This window comes from Arthrobacter sp. FW306-1B-G06A, assembly GCF_058781765.1.
On sequence record NZ_JBYSXB010000031.1, the window covers coordinates 1 to 18,278 of the forward strand.

Annotated in this window: 14 protein-coding genes and 2 pseudogenes; 10 read left to right on the forward strand and 6 right to left on the reverse strand. The window is 64.0% G+C overall.

The features are described from left to right. Positions 1-293: hypothetical protein (locus tag AC3WJM_RS15985; protein ID WP_492272339.1), on the reverse strand; the 293-nt coding region annotated here is incomplete at its 3' end. A gap of 6 nt (positions 294-299) precedes the next feature. After that, on the reverse strand, positions 300-1,385 hold the full coding sequence (locus tag AC3WJM_RS15990; protein ID WP_492272340.1) for an extracellular solute-binding protein: 1,086 nt from the start codon (positions 1,383-1,385) through the stop codon (positions 300-302). 348 nt (positions 1,386-1,733) lie between these two features. Here AC3WJM_RS15990 and AC3WJM_RS15995 point away from each other — a divergent pair, with 348 nt between their 5' ends. The 9 genes from AC3WJM_RS15995 (at position 1,734) to proC (ending at position 10,821) form a co-directional block, all read left to right on the forward strand. Next, positions 1,734-2,399: a GntR family transcriptional regulator gene (locus AC3WJM_RS15995; RefSeq protein WP_492272341.1), complete on the forward strand. Its 666-nt coding sequence runs from the start codon at positions 1,734-1,736 to the stop codon at positions 2,397-2,399. A gap of 103 nt (positions 2,400-2,502) precedes the next feature. Next, the gene (locus AC3WJM_RS16000) at positions 2,503-3,408 is read left to right on the forward strand and encodes a dihydrodipicolinate synthase family protein (protein WP_492272342.1); all 906 of its coding nucleotides are present in this window, start codon (positions 2,503-2,505) and stop codon (positions 3,406-3,408) included. A 41-nt stretch (positions 3,409-3,449) separates the two neighbouring features. Further along, on the forward strand, positions 3,450-4,409 hold the full coding sequence (locus tag AC3WJM_RS16005; protein WP_492272394.1) for an ornithine cyclodeaminase family protein: 960 nt from the start codon (positions 3,450-3,452) through the stop codon (positions 4,407-4,409). A gap of 15 nt (positions 4,410-4,424) precedes the next feature. After that, a complete protein-coding gene (locus tag AC3WJM_RS16010; RefSeq protein WP_492272343.1) occupies positions 4,425-5,879 on the forward strand; it encodes an aldehyde dehydrogenase (NADP(+)) in 1,455 nt (484 codons plus the stop codon). Between the two features lie 19 nt (positions 5,880-5,898). Continuing rightward, complete coding sequence (locus AC3WJM_RS16015) at positions 5,899-6,900, forward strand: proline racemase family protein (protein WP_492272344.1); 1,002 nt, start codon at positions 5,899-5,901, stop codon at positions 6,898-6,900. Further along, a complete protein-coding gene (locus tag AC3WJM_RS16020; protein WP_492272345.1) occupies positions 6,897-8,060 on the forward strand; it encodes an NAD(P)/FAD-dependent oxidoreductase in 1,164 nt (387 codons plus the stop codon). Before AC3WJM_RS16015 ends, AC3WJM_RS16020 begins: the two co-directional genes overlap by 4 nt. Continuing rightward, positions 8,047-8,325 carry a (2Fe-2S)-binding protein gene (locus AC3WJM_RS16025; protein ID WP_492272346.1) on the forward strand — a complete coding sequence of 93 codons (279 nt, stop codon included), beginning with the start codon at positions 8,047-8,049 and terminating at the stop codon, positions 8,323-8,325. Before AC3WJM_RS16020 ends, AC3WJM_RS16025 begins: the two co-directional genes overlap by 14 nt. Continuing rightward, complete coding sequence (locus tag AC3WJM_RS16030) at positions 8,325-9,773, forward strand: FAD-dependent oxidoreductase (protein ID WP_492272347.1); 1,449 nt, start codon at positions 8,325-8,327, stop codon at positions 9,771-9,773. The genes AC3WJM_RS16025 and AC3WJM_RS16030 overlap by 1 nt, the downstream gene beginning before the upstream one ends. Positions 9,774-9,990: 217 nt before the next feature. Further along, entirely contained in the window at positions 9,991-10,821 is an 831-nt protein-coding gene (proC, locus tag AC3WJM_RS16035; RefSeq protein ID WP_492272348.1) for a pyrroline-5-carboxylate reductase, read from the forward strand. A gap of 451 nt (positions 10,822-11,272) precedes the next feature. Here the strand turns inward: proC and AC3WJM_RS16040 are convergent, their stop codons facing one another. Next, positions 11,273-12,637 carry an MFS transporter gene (locus AC3WJM_RS16040; protein WP_492272349.1) on the reverse strand — a complete coding sequence of 455 codons (1,365 nt, stop codon included), beginning with the start codon at positions 12,635-12,637 and terminating at the stop codon, positions 11,273-11,275. A gap of 2,088 nt (positions 12,638-14,725) precedes the next feature. Between AC3WJM_RS16040 and AC3WJM_RS16045 the strand changes: the two are divergent. Next, positions 14,726-15,999: pseudogene (locus tag AC3WJM_RS16045) on the forward strand (IS30 family transposase). A gap of 221 nt (positions 16,000-16,220) precedes the next feature. On the opposite strand, the gene AC3WJM_RS16050 reads toward AC3WJM_RS16045, so the two are convergent. From AC3WJM_RS16050 to ald, 3 genes and pseudogenes are all read right to left on the reverse strand, one after another. Then, positions 16,221-16,628 (reverse strand): carboxymuconolactone decarboxylase family protein, encoded by a 408-nt coding sequence (locus tag AC3WJM_RS16050; protein ID WP_492272350.1) that lies wholly within the window; start codon positions 16,626-16,628, stop codon positions 16,221-16,223. A gap of 95 nt (positions 16,629-16,723) precedes the next feature. Continuing rightward, a pseudogene (locus AC3WJM_RS16055) lies at positions 16,724-17,078 on the reverse strand (pyridoxal 5'-phosphate synthase lyase subunit PdxS); the annotation flags it as partial. Positions 17,079-17,146: 68 nt separating this feature from the next. Continuing rightward, on the reverse strand, positions 17,147-18,265 hold the full coding sequence (ald, locus tag AC3WJM_RS16060; protein ID WP_492272351.1) for an alanine dehydrogenase: 1,119 nt from the start codon (positions 18,263-18,265) through the stop codon (positions 17,147-17,149). Positions 18,266-18,278: the final 13 nt, after the last annotated feature.

Sequence of the window (18,278 nt, forward strand, 5' to 3'; positions counted from 1 at the left end):
GTGGCCCCCGCCGCCAGAGCCAAGGTCCGTCCGAGGATGACGATGTCCGACGATGAGCTCAGCTGATCGGTATAGGCGCCCCAGAAAGGTTGGATATCGATGCTTTGGTGAAGGGTCGCCAAAAGCGGCACCGCAAGGCCGAGCATCAGGTATGACACCACTAAAAGCGTTGCCAGTCGGCGTCCCCAGCGACGCCTCGTGATCACGTTGGGGATACCCGCAGGCTCGCCGTCACGTCCGGCCCCGCCCTGCGTGAGGGGGGCGGGACCGACCCGGGATTCAGTCGCGGCCACGGCGGATCAGCCCTGGGTCAGCCACTTGGTGAACGCCGCATGGGCCGAATCGTTGTTCTTCTGCCACCAGCCCTCGTCCACAAAGATCACTTGGCCAATGTTCGACGGGTCCGTGGCCATGTACTTCCGCACACTCGGATCGACCATCTCCGCAGCCTTCGGGTAGGCAGGTGCCAATCCGTAGTCCTGGGCCATCGCCGCCTGGATCTTCGGGCTCATTGCGAAGTCGATGAGCGCTACGGCTCCGTCGACATTCTTCGCCGTCGCAGGAATCGCAGCCGCGTCGGCCTTGACCAGCGCATGGTCGAACGTCATATCCACCGGCAAACCCTTTTTGATACCTTGGAAAATGCGTTCGCTGTAGCCCAACGAATAGGCGACGTCGCCATTGCCGAGTTGGTTCACCTGATTCGTAGCGTCCGGCCAGAAGTGGACCGGCGCGTTCTTGCGCAGAGCGGTCAGACCTGCGATGGCCTTGTTCGTGTCGATCGGGTAGACGCTGGACGTGGGCGTTCCGGTGGCCAGTTCGGCGACCTCGAGGTTGCCCCCTACCTGCAACGTGCCCGCCATGCCGCGGGTCCCCTTGAACTTCGAGGTATCGAAGAACTCGGCCCACGAGGTCGGGTGGTCATTCCCCGCAATCTTGGTATTCCACGCCAGTACGGTCGCCGTGTAGGCGATTGGGACGACCCTGTCCCCTTGAAGATCCGGGTTGACACCCCGGGCCTTTGCAATTTGCGCCAGCCGAGGGTCCGACTTCAGCAGCCCTGCGTCGCCCCATGCCTGCGTGGGCCCGTATCCTTGGCCGTACTCGACATCGCCGGCGAACTGGCCGCCCTGAACCTGGGTTGCAAAGGCATCGCAACAGTTCGTGCTCAGCACGACCTTCGCCCCGGTCGCGGCTTCAAAAGGCTTGACGACATCCTTCTGGAACGTATCGGCGAACGACCCGCCGTAAGTGTTGACAACGACGGTCTGACCCTTCAGGTCGGGCATTTTCAGCACGGTGTCGACACTTACCGACGAAGCGGACGGCGTGCCGGAGCCGCCGCCACAGCCAGCCAAGACGACAGCCAGGGCGGCGCTCCCCACAACGCACCAACCCCGGAGGCCGCGCACCCGGTTCCCAACGTTCATAACGTACTCCATCTCTAGGTGTCCAGGCTTCCCGGCACGCGCCGGTCCAACGGTGTTCACCTCTCGTATATCCAACGTACGCCTCTGCTTTAAGTGCGCCACGTCACTTTAGGCACCCGGGAGTCCGACCGTCCAAGACCGACATGCGCACCCATCGATGCCCGATTGGTATCGATGAGGCGGAGCTTCACGATGCGCCTACTTGCCCCCTTCTCGACAGTAAAACGTGACATTGCAAGGCGTACGATGGATGGATTGAGCTGAACCATCAGGGCTCGGCCCTTGTCCCAGTGAGGAGCGCTTGTGTCTGAGACCAGCTTCCGGCCGTTCGCCAGGCAGAACGTCCGCGACCATATAAAGCGTGCCCTGCACGCCGCGATTATCTCGGGGGAGATGGAGGCGGGACAGGTCTACTCCGCCCCGGCACTCGGTGCGAAGTTTGGAGTTTCACCCACGCCCGTACGGGAAGCCATGCTCGAACTCGCGAAGGAAGGCCTCGTGTCGACTGTTCCGAATAAGGGCTTCCGGGTCAGTGAGGTCGATGACAAGTACCTTGACGAGATCACGGAGCTCCGCCAGCTGATCGAGCCGCCGGTGGTCCGCGACGTCGTGCACCTCATTCCGATTGAGGACATTCCGACCCTCCAGAAGATGGCGCAGCTCATCGTTGATCATGCTGCCGAGCGGGATCTCGTCGAGTACATGGAGGCGGACCGCGCCTTGCACCTGGCCCTCCTGGAGTACTCGGGGAACGACCGCATCGTGCGGCTCATCTCCGACCTGCGGGGCCAGGCCCGGCTTACGGGGCTCATCGACCTCGCCGACCGCGGCGTGCTCGCTGACACTGCCCGGGAGCATCTCGCCATCATCGATGCGATCGCAGACCGCGACCAGGAACGCGTCTACACGCTGATGGTCAACCACATCAGCCAAACTCGCAGCACCTGGGCGGGGCGCCCCAAGGGCTAAGTATGGCAGGAGGGAATCCACCCCTTCCCTTTGTGCAATGTCACATGATATAAATTCTTCATCACGTCTAGCCGCATCCGCGGCATAACCCTGAGGAGAGAACATGTTTGACATGCTCAAGCCTTGGCGCGGTGTCTACGTCGCCACCGCCCTGCCATTCAACGAGGACCTCTCGGTCGACTACGAGGGCTACGCCGAGCACGTGAAGTGGCTGGCCGAGAACGGACTCACGGGCGTTACGCCGAACGGCTCTCTCGGCGAGTACCAAAACCTTTCCGACGAGGAGCGGGCGAAGGTTGTCGAGACCGCTGTCGCAGCGGCGCCTGAGGGGTTTGGCATTATGCCGGGCGTCGCAGCCTACGGCGCTCTGCAGACACGCCGCTGGGTTGAGCAGGCCGCACAGGCAGGCGCGCAGTCGGTACTGATGCTCCCGCCGAACGTCTACCGGGCCGACCGTGAGGCGGTCCTAAGCCACTACCGCGAGGCAGCCAAGGTGGGGGTGCCGATCGTGGCGTACAACAACCCTTTCGACACCAAAGTCGACCTCACCCCCGGACTCCTGGCGCAGATGCACGAAGAAGGACTCATCGTTGCCGTGAAGGAGTTCAGCGGCGACGTACGCCGGGCCTACGAGATCAGGGAACTCGTGCCAGAGCTTGACCTGCTCATCGGCACCGACGACGTCGTGGTCGAGCTCGGCCTCACCGGCGCCGTGGGCTGGATCGCCGGCTACCCGAACGCCCTGCCGAAGGCCAGCATGGAACTTTTCGAGCTTGCGACCTCGGGCGAAGTCACCGATCTCGAGCGCGCCCTCCCGATCTACCGCGACCTGCACTCGCTGCTGCGCTGGGACTCCAAGACCGAGTTCGTCCAGGCGATCAAGCTCTCCATGGACGTGGCCGGCCGCAAGGGCGGCGCATGCCGCCCCCCGCGTGCACCGCTTGCGCTCGATGCCGCAGCCCAGGTGACCCAGGCCACTGAGGTGGCCCTCGCCAAGGGCTACCGGTAGGAACACGTCGGCCAGAGCAGAAGGAGGACCCGGTGGCCGAAATGTGCTACCTCGATGCACGAGCCGTCCGTGAGTTGGTTGCCATTCCGGATGCTGTCGGGCGATTGGGCTGGGCTCTCCTGTCAGGGGAAGCCAAGCCCGAGCAGGACAGCCCGCGCCTCTTCAGCCCGGCGGGACCGGGCGAGTTCCTCATGATGCCGGCCGTCGGGGATCGGTACAGCGGAGTCAAAACCCTCACCCTCGCCTCGGCAAACGCGAGCGCTGGCCTGCCGAAGGTCCAGGGAACCTATACCCTCTTCGACAGCCTGACATTCAGCCCCGTCGCGGTCCTGGACGCCGCGGAGCTCACCCTCGTCCGGACACCAGCAGTGACGATGCTCGCACTTACGAATATCCTCCGTGCCAAGGGCCGGGAAACCAAGGTCGACGTCGCCGTCGTCTTCGGCTCCGGACCCCAGGCCGAGATTCATGCAAAGGCACTGTGGGAGATGGTCGGGCCCCGCCTCATCCGCATCGTCTCCCGGCGCCCACATCGGGCCGAACAACTGGCCGGGGCACTTCGCGGGAATGGCGTGGCCGCGGTAGCCGGCAGGCCCGAGGACGTCCGCTCCGCCCACGTCGTGGTCTGCGCGACATCGAGCAAGGAACCACTCTTCCATGACGAGGACATCCGGTCCGATGCCATCGTCTGCGCCATCGGATCCCACGGGCTCGACGCACGTGAAGTCCCGACTGCGTTCGCGCGCCGTGCCGACGTGGTGGTCGAGGCGCGCTCATCGACCTTCCGTGAAGGCGGGAACCTCATCCCCGCGCGGCCCGGCAAGGAATGGGAGGCCATCGGCCTTCCTAATCTCGCCGACCTCGCCGCCGACAACATGAACCTCCGCCCCGGCAGGCCGACCCTCTTCAGTGGCATCGGCATGGCCTGGGAAGACCTCGTCATCGCAACCTACGTCTACCAACAGTCCGCCGCCGCCGCGGTGCTACCGGGCACACTCTGAAAGACAATTAGCCACGTGAACACCAAGACAGAACAGACGAATTCTAAGACCCAAAAACTTGTCACAGACGCCGACAGGGCCTACCGGATATGGTCCCGGGCCAGCCGCAGAGATCGTGCCGCAGCGCTCATCTCGGTCGGTGACGCTCTCGACGCCGCTGCCGATCGGCTCATCCCGATCGCTATGGCCGAGACACATCTCGCCGAGGCACGCCTCCGCGGGGAACTGCTGCGTACCACCTTCCAGCTTCGACTCTTCGCCGAGGTCCTCGACGAGGGCAGCTATCTCGACGTGCGCGTGGACCACGCCGACCCTGAGTGGCCGATGGGCGCCCGACCGGACATCCGCCGCACAAGTCAGGCCATCGGGCCGGTGATTGTATATGCCGCCAGCAACTTCCCCTTCGCCTTCAGTGTTGCCGGAGGAGACACCGCCGCGGCACTCGCGGCAGGCTGCAGCGTCGTCGTCAAGGCCCACCTCGGCCACCTCAACCTATCCCGCGCGACCGCGTCCGCGGTGCAGGAGGGCCTCGCCTCGGCAGGCGCGCCGAAAGGCCTACTCGCCCTAGTTGAGGACAGGAACTCCGGTATAGAGGTCTTGTGTGATCCCAGGGTCAAAGCCGGCTCCTTCACTGGGTCCATCCCGGGCGGTCGTGCCCTGTTCGATATAGCCAGCAGCCGCCCCGAGCCCATCCCGTTCTACGGAGAGCTCGGAAGTGTCAATCCGGTGTTCGTGACCCGCGCCGCCGCCGCAGAGCGGGCGCGGGAGATCGCCGATGAATTCCGGGCATCCTTCACCCTCGGCTCCGGACAGTTTTGCACCAAACCTGGTGTACTCCTCGTTCCGGCGGAATCCACCATCGCCGAGCATCTCACGAAGCAGGATCTCCCAGCTGCCCAACCGCTGCTCAACGAACGGATACACAAGGGGTACAGCGAGACCCTCACCGAGTTGACCGACCACCCGGCCGTTAGGGTCCTCGCCCAAGGCAGCGACCCCCTCGCCGAAGCCCCTTCGCCGACTCTGCTCGCAATGACTGCCACCGAGCTCCTGGAGAACTTCCGCGAGCACTTTCGGGAATGCTTCGGTCCAACGGCTCTCGTCGTCTCCTACCAAGACGAGGACGAGCTCCTGCGCATCGCGGACGCCCTCGAGGGCCAGCTCACCGCGACGATTATCGGCCAAGCCGACGACGACGTGACCGCCCTTGTGGACTCCCTGCGGGAGAAAGCCGGCCGACTCCTGTGGAACCAATGGCCTACCGGCGTCAGCGTCACCTACGCGCAGCAGCACGGCGGCCCCTACCCTGCCACGACGACCCCCTCGACGACATCGGTGGGGACAGCCGCAATCGGCCGTTTCCTCCGCCCCCTCGCTTTCCAAGGCTTCCCGCGTGACCTGCTTCCCGACGAACTGCTCGACACACCCTCCAGCCACCTTGTCCGCCGCGTAGACGGCAAGCTCGGCTAAGAATCCGCGAGGAACCAGTATGAGAACCAAACGCATCATCCATGCCGTCGACTCCCACACCGAAGGCATGCCGACCCGGGTCATCACCGGAGGCATCGGTGTCGTTCCCGGCGAGACGATGGCCGAGAGACGCCGGTATTTCATCGAGCACATGGATGACATCCGGAAACTGCTCATGTTTGAGCCCCGCGGTCATTCGTCGATGAGCGGGAGCATCCTTCAGCCCGCCACGCGTCCCGACGCCGACTACGGGGTGCTCTTCATCGAGGTCTCCGGCCTGCTGCCCATGTGCGGCCATGGGACGATCGGCACGGCGACAGTGCTCGTCGAGACCGGGATGGTCCAGGTCGTCGAACCAGTCACGACCATCCGCCTCGAGACCGCGGCAGGTATGGTCACCGCCCAAGTCCACGTTGAGGACGGCCACGCGAAGTCCGTCACCCTCCAGAACGTCCCGTCGTTCTCCTACGCACTGGACCAGGAGGTCGAGGTCGCGGGGTTCGGCAAGGTTGCCTACGACATCGCCTTCGGTGGGAACTTCTACGCGATCGTCGACCTAGAGGCAATCGGCGTCCCCTTCGGCCGCGACGCCAAGAACCAGCTGATCCACGCCGGACTCGCCATCATGGAGGCGATCAACGAGCAGAACCGGCCCGTGCATCCGCAGCTGCCGGACATTTCCGGATGCCATCACGTCTACCTGAAGGCTCCAGACTCGACTGCCGAGCACTCTCGGCACGCAATGGTGATCTACCCCGGGTGGTTCGACCGCTCTCCCTGCGGGACCGGGACCAGTGCCCGTATGGCCCAGCTGCACGCGCGCGGCGAGCTCGCCCTGAACACCGACTTCGTCAACGAATCGATCATCGGATCGCAATTCACCGGACGCCTCGTTGGCCGGGAGAAGGTGGGAGCGTTCGACGCTGTCATCCCGACCATCACAGGCCGGGCGTGGGTGACGGGCACCGCCCAGTACATGCTCGACCCCGACGACATATTCCCGGCGGGATTCCTCCTGTGACGGCTCAGGGCACCGATGTCATCGTGATCGGGGCTGGGGCAATCGGGGCCGCGTGCGCCTACTTCGCAACGCGGGCAGGGCTCACCGTAAGGATCATCGAACGCGGCCAGATTGCAAGCGGAACGACCAGCGCATGCGAAGGGAACCTGCTCGTCTCCGACAAGGAGGCTGGCCATGAACTGGACCTCTCCCTATATTCGCAGAAGGTCTGGCGGGAGGACCTGGCCGAATTCGGGCACCTGTGGGAGTTCGAGTCCAAGGGAGGGCTCGTCGTTGCGCGCACCGAGAACGGAGCGAGCGCGCTTCAGGAACTGACCGTGAGACAGCGAACTGCCGGCATCGAGGTGAAGAACGTTGCAGCCGACGAGCTCCGGGACTACGAGCCGCACATCACGCGAGATCTTCGCGCGGGAGCCTTCTACTCTCAGGATGCGCAGGTCCAGCCGATGCTGATGGCCGCACACCTCGTCCGGCTTGCTCGAGGGCTCGGGGCTACTGTCCACACCGACACCGATGTCACAGGATTCGAACAGCAGGGAGAACGGGTGGTAGGAGTGCGCACGACCGTTGGCGCCTTCTATGCAGAAACGGTGATCAACGCCGCCGGCACGTGGGCCGGGGCCGTCGCGGAGCTCGCCGGAGTCTCGGTCCCCATCCTTCCCCGGCGCGGGTTCATCCTTGTGACCGAGCCGCTCCCGCCCACCATCTTCCACAAGGTCTATGCGGGCGAATACCTCGCCAACGTCCTTAGCTCCGACAGCAGCCTGCAGACCTCACCCGTCATCGAGGGAACCCAAAGCGGAACGGTCCTGATCGGCTCCTCCCGAGAGCGGGTCGGCTTTGACCGCACTGTCTCGCTCCCGGTCCTGAAGCGAATAGCCAAGGAAGCTTCAGACCTCTTCCCCGTGCTCGGCAGCGTGAAGATCATACGCAACTACATGGGCTTCCGCCCCTATTGCCCCGACCATCTGCCCGTCATCGGGCCAGATCCCCGCGCCCCTGGACTCTGGCACGCTGCGGGGCACGAGGGGGCCGGGATCGGCCTCGCGGTCGGCACAGCCAAGCTCATCACGCAGGCGATCATCGGCGTTTCGACTGATCTTGACCTCGCCCCCTTCGCACCCGAGCGATTCAAGGAGAATGCGCATGTCGACCACTGACGCGGACATGACGATCCTCTTCAACGGCACCCCGATCCTTGCCAGACCGGGCCAGAGCATCGCCGCCGCGCTCACGGATGCGGGCATCCGGTCGTGGCGAACCACGCGCAAGAACGACCGTCCCCGCGGCCTGTTCTGCGGGATCGGCACCTGCTACGACTGTCTCCTGACCATCGACGGTCGCCCGAACCAGCGTGCCTGCCTCGCCCAGGCCGAACCTGGCTCCATCTGCGCAGCCGACGCCCCCGAACAGGAACGAGACTAATGTCTGACCGATTCGATGTCGCCGTGATCGGTGCCGGCCCCGCCGGCCTGGCCGCCGCCGTCAACGCGAGCGAAATGGGACTCCGCGTCGTCCTGATCGACGCAGGCATCCAGCCGGGAGGCCAGTACTGGCGCCACCCCGACGAGAAGCACCCAGTGGACGACGAATCCCACGGCCACCACGGGTGGGCGGTCTTCTCCGATCTTCGCGAGAGACTCCACATGCAGCAGCAGGGGGGCAACGTCGTCTACCATCCCCGCAGCCAGGTATGGCTTATCGAACACCAGTCGGAAAATGCAGCCTTCTGGGTGCTGCACCTTAACGGTGTCACCGACCGAACCGAACCGATCGGAGCCGCCCGCACCATCCGGGCACAGCGGCTCATCCTCTGCCCGGGCGGCTACGACAGGCAGCTTCCCATCCCCGGCTGGGACCTGCCTGGGACGATGGCGGCCGGGGGAGTGCAGGCGTTGCTGAAGGGCCACCGCTCACTTGCCGGCAGGCGCGTCCTCGTCGCCGGGACCGGCCCCTTCCTCCTGCCCGTCGCCGCGGGGCTGGCAGATGCCGGTGCCAAGATTGTCGGGGTGTGCGAAGCCTCGAACCTCACCGGCTGGGTGCGCAACATCGCCAGCGCCGCACAGGTACCCTCGAAGGCCATCGAGGGCGCCAAATACGTCTCCTCCCTCCTCAGGCACCGGATCCCGTACCTTACCCGCACCGCCGTCACGGCTATCAGCGGAACCAATTCAGTCGAATCCGTCACCATCTCAAAGCTCACCGCCGACGGCGGCCCGATCACGGGAACCGAGCGGATCGTGGACGTCGACCTCGTGGCGCTCGGCTGGGGCTTCACCCCCGCGATGGAGCTCGTCCTCGCCGTCGGCGCGGAGACGCGGCAGGACGTGGACGAGTCGCTAGTGGCTGTAGTGGACGACAACCAGCGCAGCACGGTGGACCGCGTCTACATCGCCGGCGAGGCCACCGGAGTGGGCGGAGCACTCATGTCCGTCGCTGAAGGACGGCTTGCTGCCCTGGCCGCCGCTGCTGATACCGGCATCGACGTCGACCCCGCCCGCGTGCGCACCCTGCAGTCGATCATCCGCCGCTCGGCCGCCTTCGCACACGCCATGCACCGGGCTCACCCCGTGCCAAAGAACTGGCACGAGTGGCTCACTCCCGAGACCATTGTGTGTCGCTGCGAAGAAGTGTCCTACGGAGAGATCTGCCATGCGGGCGAGGAGCTCGATGTGCACGATGCCAGGACAATCAAACTCACAGTCCGCCCCGGTATGGGCTGGTGCCAAGGCAGAATCTGTGGGTTCGCAACGGCGAAGATCGCCGCGGCGAAGCAGCACCGCACCGTGGGCGCGGCTGACCTCGTACCGATCAGCAAACGGCCGTTCGCGGCCCCGGTTGCTCTGGCGGACCTCGCCGCCGACAACGACTAGCCGTCAAGGATTGCCGATGACTGTGCACGACGCCACCAGCAGACGCTTCGCTCCGTCTAGGACGAGCCAGGCCGTGTGCACCCCGACTGTGGGGGTCGGCTGAGACCCTCGCCCCCAAAGCCGGCTCCCTCACGGGAACCGATACGCGCTGTAGTGACTTTGGTGGTCCATGCCACGGGAGGCTACAGCTTTCTAATCCATCAAGGAGGAAGTGCATATGAGCAGAAAGATCGCGTTCCTAGGCTGCGGCTCGATGAACGAAGCCATCGTGGCCGGACTGCTGGCTGGCGGCTTTCCGCCGGCCGACATTGTCGCGACCGTCCGGCGGCCTGAACGGGCGAAGGAACTCGCAGGGCGTCACGGTATCACTGTCTGGGCGACGGGGGAGCACGGCGATGTCAACCAGCGGGCCGTCCGAGGCGCCGATGTGGTGGTCATCGGCGTCAAGCCGATCGGCGTCGCGGCCCTCGCCGCGGAGATCTCCGATAAATTGCCGCGCACCGCCGTCGTCGTCAGCGTCGCCGCCGCTGTCTCGATCGCTCAGCTTGAAGGTGCCCTTCCTGCCGGTCAGCCCGTCATCCGGACGATGCCGAACACGCCGTCGCGTCTCGGTCGCGGCGTCGTCTCGGTCTCCGGCGGAAGCCACGCGAGCCGCGAGCAGGTTGATCGGATTCGGAGCCTCCTTACGTGTCTGGGCCTCGTCGTCGAAGTCCCGGAAGATAAGGTCAGCGCCGTCAGCGCCGTGAGCGGCTCCGGGCCGGCCTATGCGTTTTACCTCGCGGAGGCGATGGCCGACGGCGGCGCGCATCTCGGCCTCGACCCGGAACTGTCGCTTCAACTGGCTCGCGAGACAATGGTCGGCGCGGGGTACCTGCTCGCCGTCCCCGGTGCTGAGCCGGCCGCTCTCCGCCGTGCCGTCACGAGCCCGAACGGGACAACCGAACGGACCATCGCCGTGTTCGAGGAGCGAGGCCTACGCGCGATCGTCGCGGAGGGGATGGACGCAGCGGTGAGGCGCGCCCAGGAGATCACTCGAGAGCTCGGCTGACTATGACGAGGGGGACGGAGCAGAACGCCCCATCCCCCTCGGATCGGCCGGCCACCAAGCTACCCCTCGACCAAGCGGGGCGCCCATTTGGATGCGAATGTTGGCCACCTGAAGTCTTGCAATTCGGCGGGCTGCGGCGTGCCGAGATATCGCCAAGTTCGCGCCAACTTGTAGCTACTGCGCTCACCGTGTCAATCGTCGTCCTGTTCGCCCCCGACAGAACCTGAGAGCCCCCAGATGGCGAAGCTGCCATGGTCTCGTTGCTCGAAGGACCAACCATGCCTGCGCTCTGTTCTAAGCAGGATTGGTTGTGGAGACTTCGACTTCCGGGCCGGTAAAACCACAGGCCGAAGTCATCACACTGCTAGAAGAACAGTAGCCGGGAAGTGATGTCTTACAACCTCGTCTTGTACTGACTTGAGGCTTTGGGCTCGAAACCGGAGCGCTCCCGTTAATCTTGCTTTTCAGCCGGTTCCCCGGTCTCATCCTTGAGATATAGTCCTGCCCACGGTGCTGAGACAAAGCCGTGGGCGGCCCCGTGCTGGCGCTTCTCCAAGTCAGGGATGGAGGTGTCCTGGGTAGATGCGACTGATCGCTGAACGGTTGAGGGCTGTGAGCGCTTTAATTGCGTGGCAAGTCGGGCCGCGATCAGCAGGGTGGCGACGCCGGGCACCGCGCCGGAGAGCAGCATGCCGGCTTGGGGTCCGAGATATTGGTCGATGTTGCCCAACAGAGGTCCGCCGATGGCGATGCCACCGAAATAGGCAAGTGCATAGATGCCCACGACCCGTCCGCGGATGCCGTCATTGGCGGCGAGCAGGACCGTGGCGTTCGCCGAGGTTTGCAGCAGCAGGGTGCTTGCACCGATGCCCAGCAATATTGGGCACAAGATGAGCTGCGTAGGCGCGGCGGACGAGATGATGTAGAGCCCTGAAAGGATTGCGGCAAACAGCACCAAAGTGCGCAGCCGCGTGTGGTGCTGGTGCGCAGAGATGAGGGCGCCGAGGAGCGAACCGACTGCCACGATAGCGGTGAGAAGTCCGTACCCGCCCGGGCCAGAGTCGTAGACAGACTTGGCGTAGACGGCCAGTGTCACAGGTAAGTTGCCGGTGAACATCCCGAACAGGCCGACCAGGATCGTCGGCCAAAGCACATCTGGTCGTTTCACGGCGAAGAGCAGTCCGGCACGCAGCTGCCCGCGCTCCGCCGGCACTGGCGGGGGCCCATACAACTCGTGGACGCGGATCTGAGTCACCGCGACTAGGGGCACTGTATAGGCGACGGCTGCGACGAGGAATGACCAGCCAGGCCCAACCGCGGCCACCAGGACGCCGCCGACCGCAGGGCCGATGAGCCCGGCGAGCTGAGCCACCGAGGAAGTGATGCTGATCGCACTGCGCAGCTGTGCTGGTCCGACCATCTCGTTGACGAACGCCTGCTGGGCTGGCCAAGCGAGTGCGGCCACGATGCCGAGCCCGGCTGCGATCAACTGTACCTGCCATACTTGCACCATGTGGGAGAGCGTGAGCCCGGCGAGTAGGGCAGTCAACGAGATCCAACCGGCGTAGTTGAACAGCACGATCCGGCGCTTCGGGTAGCGATCTGCGATCAGACCTCCAGCCATACCCAGCACTAGTATCGGCAGGAATACCAGCCCACCCACCAGCCCCACATCAGCCGGGCTATCCGTCACGCTGAGTACGAGCCAATTCAACGTGGTGTACAGCATCCACCAGCCTGTATTGGAGAACAGGTAGCTGGCCGCCATCAGCCGGAAGTTCCGAAAACTCAGCGAGTCGAATGTACTACGCGTCACATGATTGAGATTTCGCGGGGGCGGGGATATTTCGCTTCGGTCCGGGGTCACGGGAATCCACATCGTCGTTACGTGCGTTGTGCGATAAATTTTGGAGGAGGTGCCAATCAATCATTCTGAAATGGAATTTGATGAATTGTCTGTGATACTAAACCGCACTGTCCCACCTCATCCGGTGGCCTGAGCACCGCGGCTCTGGGGGGCGATCGCATCGCTCGGCACCTTGGCTTAGAAGGCCGGTGGCCGGTCCCTCCGAGACGCAGCCGTAAGGCTTCCGGCGCATGGGGCAGGTCGCCGGTTGACCTTAAGAGTTCAGCCCCGCACCCGTACTGATGAACCATTGTGTGAGGCATGGCTAGCGGCCAGCTGCGCTGTTCGGCGGCATGGGTCGATGGTCTCGTCGTCGATCGCACTCTAAGAAATTCCGGCAACGCCGAGCGCTCCCGAACAACCGTCGTTTTATGCTCGATGTAGGTTGTCGTCAACCGCGGATGAACGACAGTCCCCATGTTCTTGGATGCTGGAGTGGGAATATTTTCCTCGGGAAGGATATTCTTGTGATTCTCGAGCAGGGCACACTCCCTTTGGAACCGGCGGATATGTGCTAGCTGGCGATTCATCATCGGGACCACTCCTGAGGCCATGAATAAGCAAGGGCAGCTGCCAATTCATGATTGCCGAACGATTTGTTAATACGAAATTAGGCCTCCGCAAGGCTCTCTGTCCAAGACCAACTTTCCATATCACTGATTCCGGTGCGATATCCTCCATGGATTTCAACCCAGTTCTTAGACTTGGGAATCGGGAGAGCTGCGCTGGAGCGTTGTGCTGTGCAGGGCCGGTGCTCTTTGTCGGTTTTAAGGCTCGAATCTCTTTAGCTGTCCTGATCCGCCAAGTTGGACCGGTTCCTGAAGCGGTCCTGAAGATGGCATCGTCAGGTGCTACCCATGCTCGGGTATGCCGGAAGACAGTGGTGCCGTGGCCCAAATGACGTTTCCGATGTCGGCAGGCTTGAGGCCCTGGTCTGAATCGCACCGGCCGAACTGAAGGGGCGGACGAATGCATATCGAGCGCCATGCGCGGCCCGTGCGACCGATCTGCACCCACAAACTATGACTTGCTTGAGGATTCGCCAGATCGATTGGCAATTCGCCGACGAGGCTGGCAAGCCACAGTAAAATAAGACCCTTCTGGCGGCTCTCCCCGGGGCCTGGTCAAACGCCGACAATGGACGTCAGGCGGGGCTGCCTGGCGCCGCAGAATGGTGGATCCGATCTCCCAGTGCATTTCACCATGGCATTGCCCGCGGCTTGCTGACCGCGGCGATGCCGCGGTTGTGCAGGTGCGTCCGGATCGCGCGGGATGTATAGGTGTTGTCCCCCGGTGTAAGCGGCAACTTTAAACTGACCGGAGACGGCAAAACTGATTGACCGTTCGGCGAGTTCTAGTGAACGTTGCAACACCCCCGAATAATCGGGAGTCGCAACACCCATGGAATCACCATCAGAAAATAGTCTCTCCTTAAGGGAAAAATCTCCTTTACCGGAAGAACCGGCGCCTTGGTCTGGGGCTGCCGTGAAGCGTCAGCAGCAGTCTCATACCCGTGCGCAAAGACAGGATTTCCTGTCCGCCGTGGCGCGGTTGGGAACTGTCGCCGAGGCGGCTCAGGAGCTCGGCATCAATAGGAGTACCTGCCAGAAGTGGGCGAACGCTGCCGGGATCAGGCCGCAGCGCCAGTACAGCCAGGCGGACAAGGACCACTTCTATGCCGTTCTGGACCGGACCGGCACCATCACTGCGGCGGCCCAGGAGCTGGGATTGAACATCAGCACCGCGCATAACTGGGCCGGCAAGGTCAATCCTGCCGCGAGAAAACCACGGGCCACGAGGACTGTGAAGCCTGCTTCGGCGCACCCACCGGCGGTGATTGAGGAGTTCCTGGGTCTGCTGCGCGAAGTCGGCAACGTGAGCGCGGCAGCCCGGCAACTGGGCCTGAACCACTCCACCTGCCACAACTGGGCCAAGGCCGCCGGTCTGGTCTCCGTCGGTACGCGAGGCCCATCGGCGAAGCAGATTCACTACCTGCGCCTGCGCCGGGAAGGAACCGGCCGGAGGGACGCCGCCCTCGCCGTCGGCGCCAGCAAACAGAGCTCCTACGTGTGGGACCGGCAACAGGCTGCAAAGGACACGGCCCCGGCCCAAGGCCAAGCAGCGGATCTGCCGTATAAACAGGAAGTGAGAACTACATTCGCGGAACCTCCGGCCCCTGCAGCGGCACCAGAGCGGACGGCAGCGGCAGCGCCGGAGCTGCCAGCGTCAGCGACGGAGCCAGCACCCGCCGCGGTGGCGCTGGAAGCTCTGGAGCAGCCCATCAGCGCCCGCTACCTTTCCTTGCAGGAGCGGGAGAGGATCGCGGATCTGCGCTCCCACGGGACCTCCATGCGGGCGATCGGCAGGGCGCTGGGCCGGTCCATGGGCACCATCAGCCGGGATATCGAGCGCAACAGCCACCCCATGCTGGGTTACCGGCCTTACGGTGCTCACCGGGCTGCCACGGCGGCCCGTGCACGGCCGAAGGACAGTAAGCTGGCAGAACCCGGGGAACTGCACGACTACATGAAGACCAAGCTCCTCACCCGCTGGTCCCCGGAACAGATTTCGAAGCTGCTGATCAAGGAATTTCCCGATGACGAGCAGATGCGCGTGAGTCCCGAAACGATCTACCAGGCCCTGTACTTTCAGGCCCGCGGCGGGCTCAAACGCGAGGTCAAAGAGGCCCTGCGCAGCGGCCGGACACGCCGCAAGCAGCACAGGAATCCCGAGGAACGCACCAGCCGTTTCCGGGATCCGATGATCAACATTTCCGAACGCCCCGCCGAGGTCGAAGACCGCGCCGTCCCAGGCCATTGGGAGGGGGACTTGGTGACCGGAGCCTACAACCAGTCGGCGATCGCCACCCTGGTCGAACGCACCACCCGCTACGTGATGTTGGTGCACCTGCCGGTGGACCATACTGCCGAATCGGTCCGCGACGGGCTGATCAAGACCATGTCCACCCTGCCGGCGCACCTGCGCGGATCCCTGACCTGGGACCAAGGCGCTGAAATGGCCAAACACAAGGCCTTCAGCATCGCCACCGACATGGACGTCTACTTCTGCGACCCCGCCAGCCCTGGCAGCGCGGATCCAACGAGAACGCCAACGGGCTGCTGCGCCAATACTTCCCGAAAGGCACGGACCTGAACGCCTACGGGCCAGAGGACCTCGAGCATGTCGCCCAGGAACTCAACGCCCGACCACGCAAGACACTGGACTGGGACACCCCAGCCGAGCGTCTACGTGATTTACTGATAGCCAGCTAAGCACGGGTGTTGCAACGACCCTTAGAATTCAAGCAGCGGGCAAACCAACATGCCGCCACCGGTCATTCATAAGTTGCCGTTGACACCCCGGTGCGCGGTCCGGGCGAGTCCGCGGCCTGCCCGGTTGACGGTCAGATGCTTCATCAGACGCGGGAACATCGGCGCGTCCCGTCCCTGACCAGGGTGCGAAACGGTCTGATCTAGTTCCTCAGAGCGGGAATTCAGTCGCCGTTTTTTTGAGAGCGGGACTCGGACAGAATTTGCTCTGCGAGACGGAATGATTCAAGGGCAGCAGGAGCGCCGCAGTACACCATCGTCTGAAGCAGGACTTCTTGGATTTCGTGTTCTGTAACACCATTGTTAATCGCCCCACGGAGATGGCCTGTGAGCTCATGGGGCCGATTGAGGGCTGTCAGCATAGCCAGATTGAGCATGCTGCGGATCTTCGGCGTGAGACCTGGGCGATCCCAGATCCTTCCCCAAGCGAACTCCGTGACCAGCTCTTGAACGAGGCGAGAGAAATCGCTGGCTTGCTCTAGCGATCGCTTCACGTGGGCGTCTCCCATAACGCTTTTTCGCATCAACAAGCCTGCCCGATAGCTTTCATCGTGCCTTCTTGAATCGGTCATCCAATCTCGTTTCTCGTGCCCAATCCTTCGTTTCTGCAGGTGGCATATCCCGCAGAAGTCCGGACTTGTGGATGTGGTGCTGATGCCGGTGCGGTGTTGATGGATTCCGTCGGGGTCAGGCCCTCGGACGCGTCGATACAGTCCGGACTCAGAGACTGCCGGCCCCGAACGAAGTGGCCGTGCGAGCCTGGATATCACCGGCGGATGCAGGCAGCAATCCCTCGATGACATGCGGATCCGACATGCGGGACAAGCCGCCCTGGGCGCGGATGTCGGCGGGAACGCGCTCGAGCGCCATGACGGCCACGGCACCGGCATCTTCGGCGATGCGGGCCTGCTCGACGTTGACGACTCCATGACGACGCCGCCCTTGAGCATCTCGGCCATGCCCCGCTTCACGCGGCTACTGCCTGTCGTCGGAATGGCGGTTCTCTGGGGTTTTGGTTCCATGGCTTTGACCTCTTGACTAAGCGGGAGGGAATCGTGACGCGATTCCATCCCGCTTGATGTCATGGGACTTAGACGGCGGCTGCTTCGTGGACGATGGCAGGGCCCGGCAAGTCGGGGAAGGCGTCGGCGACCCCCTGATATACGATCCGGCCGTTGCGGGTGTTGACGCCGCGGGCGAGGGCGGGATTGGCGGCCAGCGCGGCCTCGACGCCGGCGCCCGCGATCTGCCGGATGAAGGGCGCCGTCGCGTTGGTAAGGGCGCGCGTGGATGTCTGCGGGACGGCACCGGGCATGTTGGCCACGCAGTAGTGGCGGATGCCGTCCACTTCAATGATGGGGTCCTCGTAGGTTGTCGGCCGCGATGTCGCAAAAGCGCCACCTTGGTCGATTGCAACGTCGATAAGGAGGGCGTCGGGGCGGAGAATGGCGAGTTGCTCCCTGGTGATCACCTTGGGTGCGGCCCGGCCGGGGACCAGGATTGCGCCGATGACGACATCGGCCTGCGCGAGTTCGGAAGCGAGGGTCGCGGGGTCTGACATCAAGATGCGCGCGCGCCCTGCGAAAAGCGCGTCGAGTTGGCGGATCCGCTGGGCGGACATGTCCAGTACCGTGACTTCGGCCTGCAAACCGAGAGCGATGAGTGCGGCCTGGGTGCCGACCGCGCCGCCTCCGATGACGAGCACCCGGCACGGCGCCACGCCGGGAGATCCGCCCAGCAGCAGGCCGGGGCCGCCTCCGTGGCGGGTCAGGTGAGTTGCGGCGGCGTGGGCGGCAAGGCGCCCGGCGATCTCGCTCATCGGCGCGAGCAGGGGCAGGCCGCTGCCGTCTTGCACGGTCTCGTAGGCGATGCCGAGAGTCTTGGCTTCCAGCAGCGCTTCGGTGAGAGGCCGATCCGCGGCCAGATGCAGGTAAGTGAACAGCGTGAGATCGGGGCGGAGGAACTGGTACTCCGACGCGATGGGCTCCTTGACTTTTACGAGCAGCTCGGCACCCGCCCAGGCCTCGGCCTGGCTCGCAAGCTGGGCGCCTGCCAGAACGTACTGTTCGTCGCCGAACCCGGCAGCGGTGCCCGCGTCCCGTTCGACGAACACGGTGTGGCCGTCCTGCACCAGCACGGCGACACCAGCGGGGGTGAGACCGACGCGGTCTTCCTTGGTCTTGATTTCCTTGACGGTAGAGATACGCATTGTGAATTTCCTT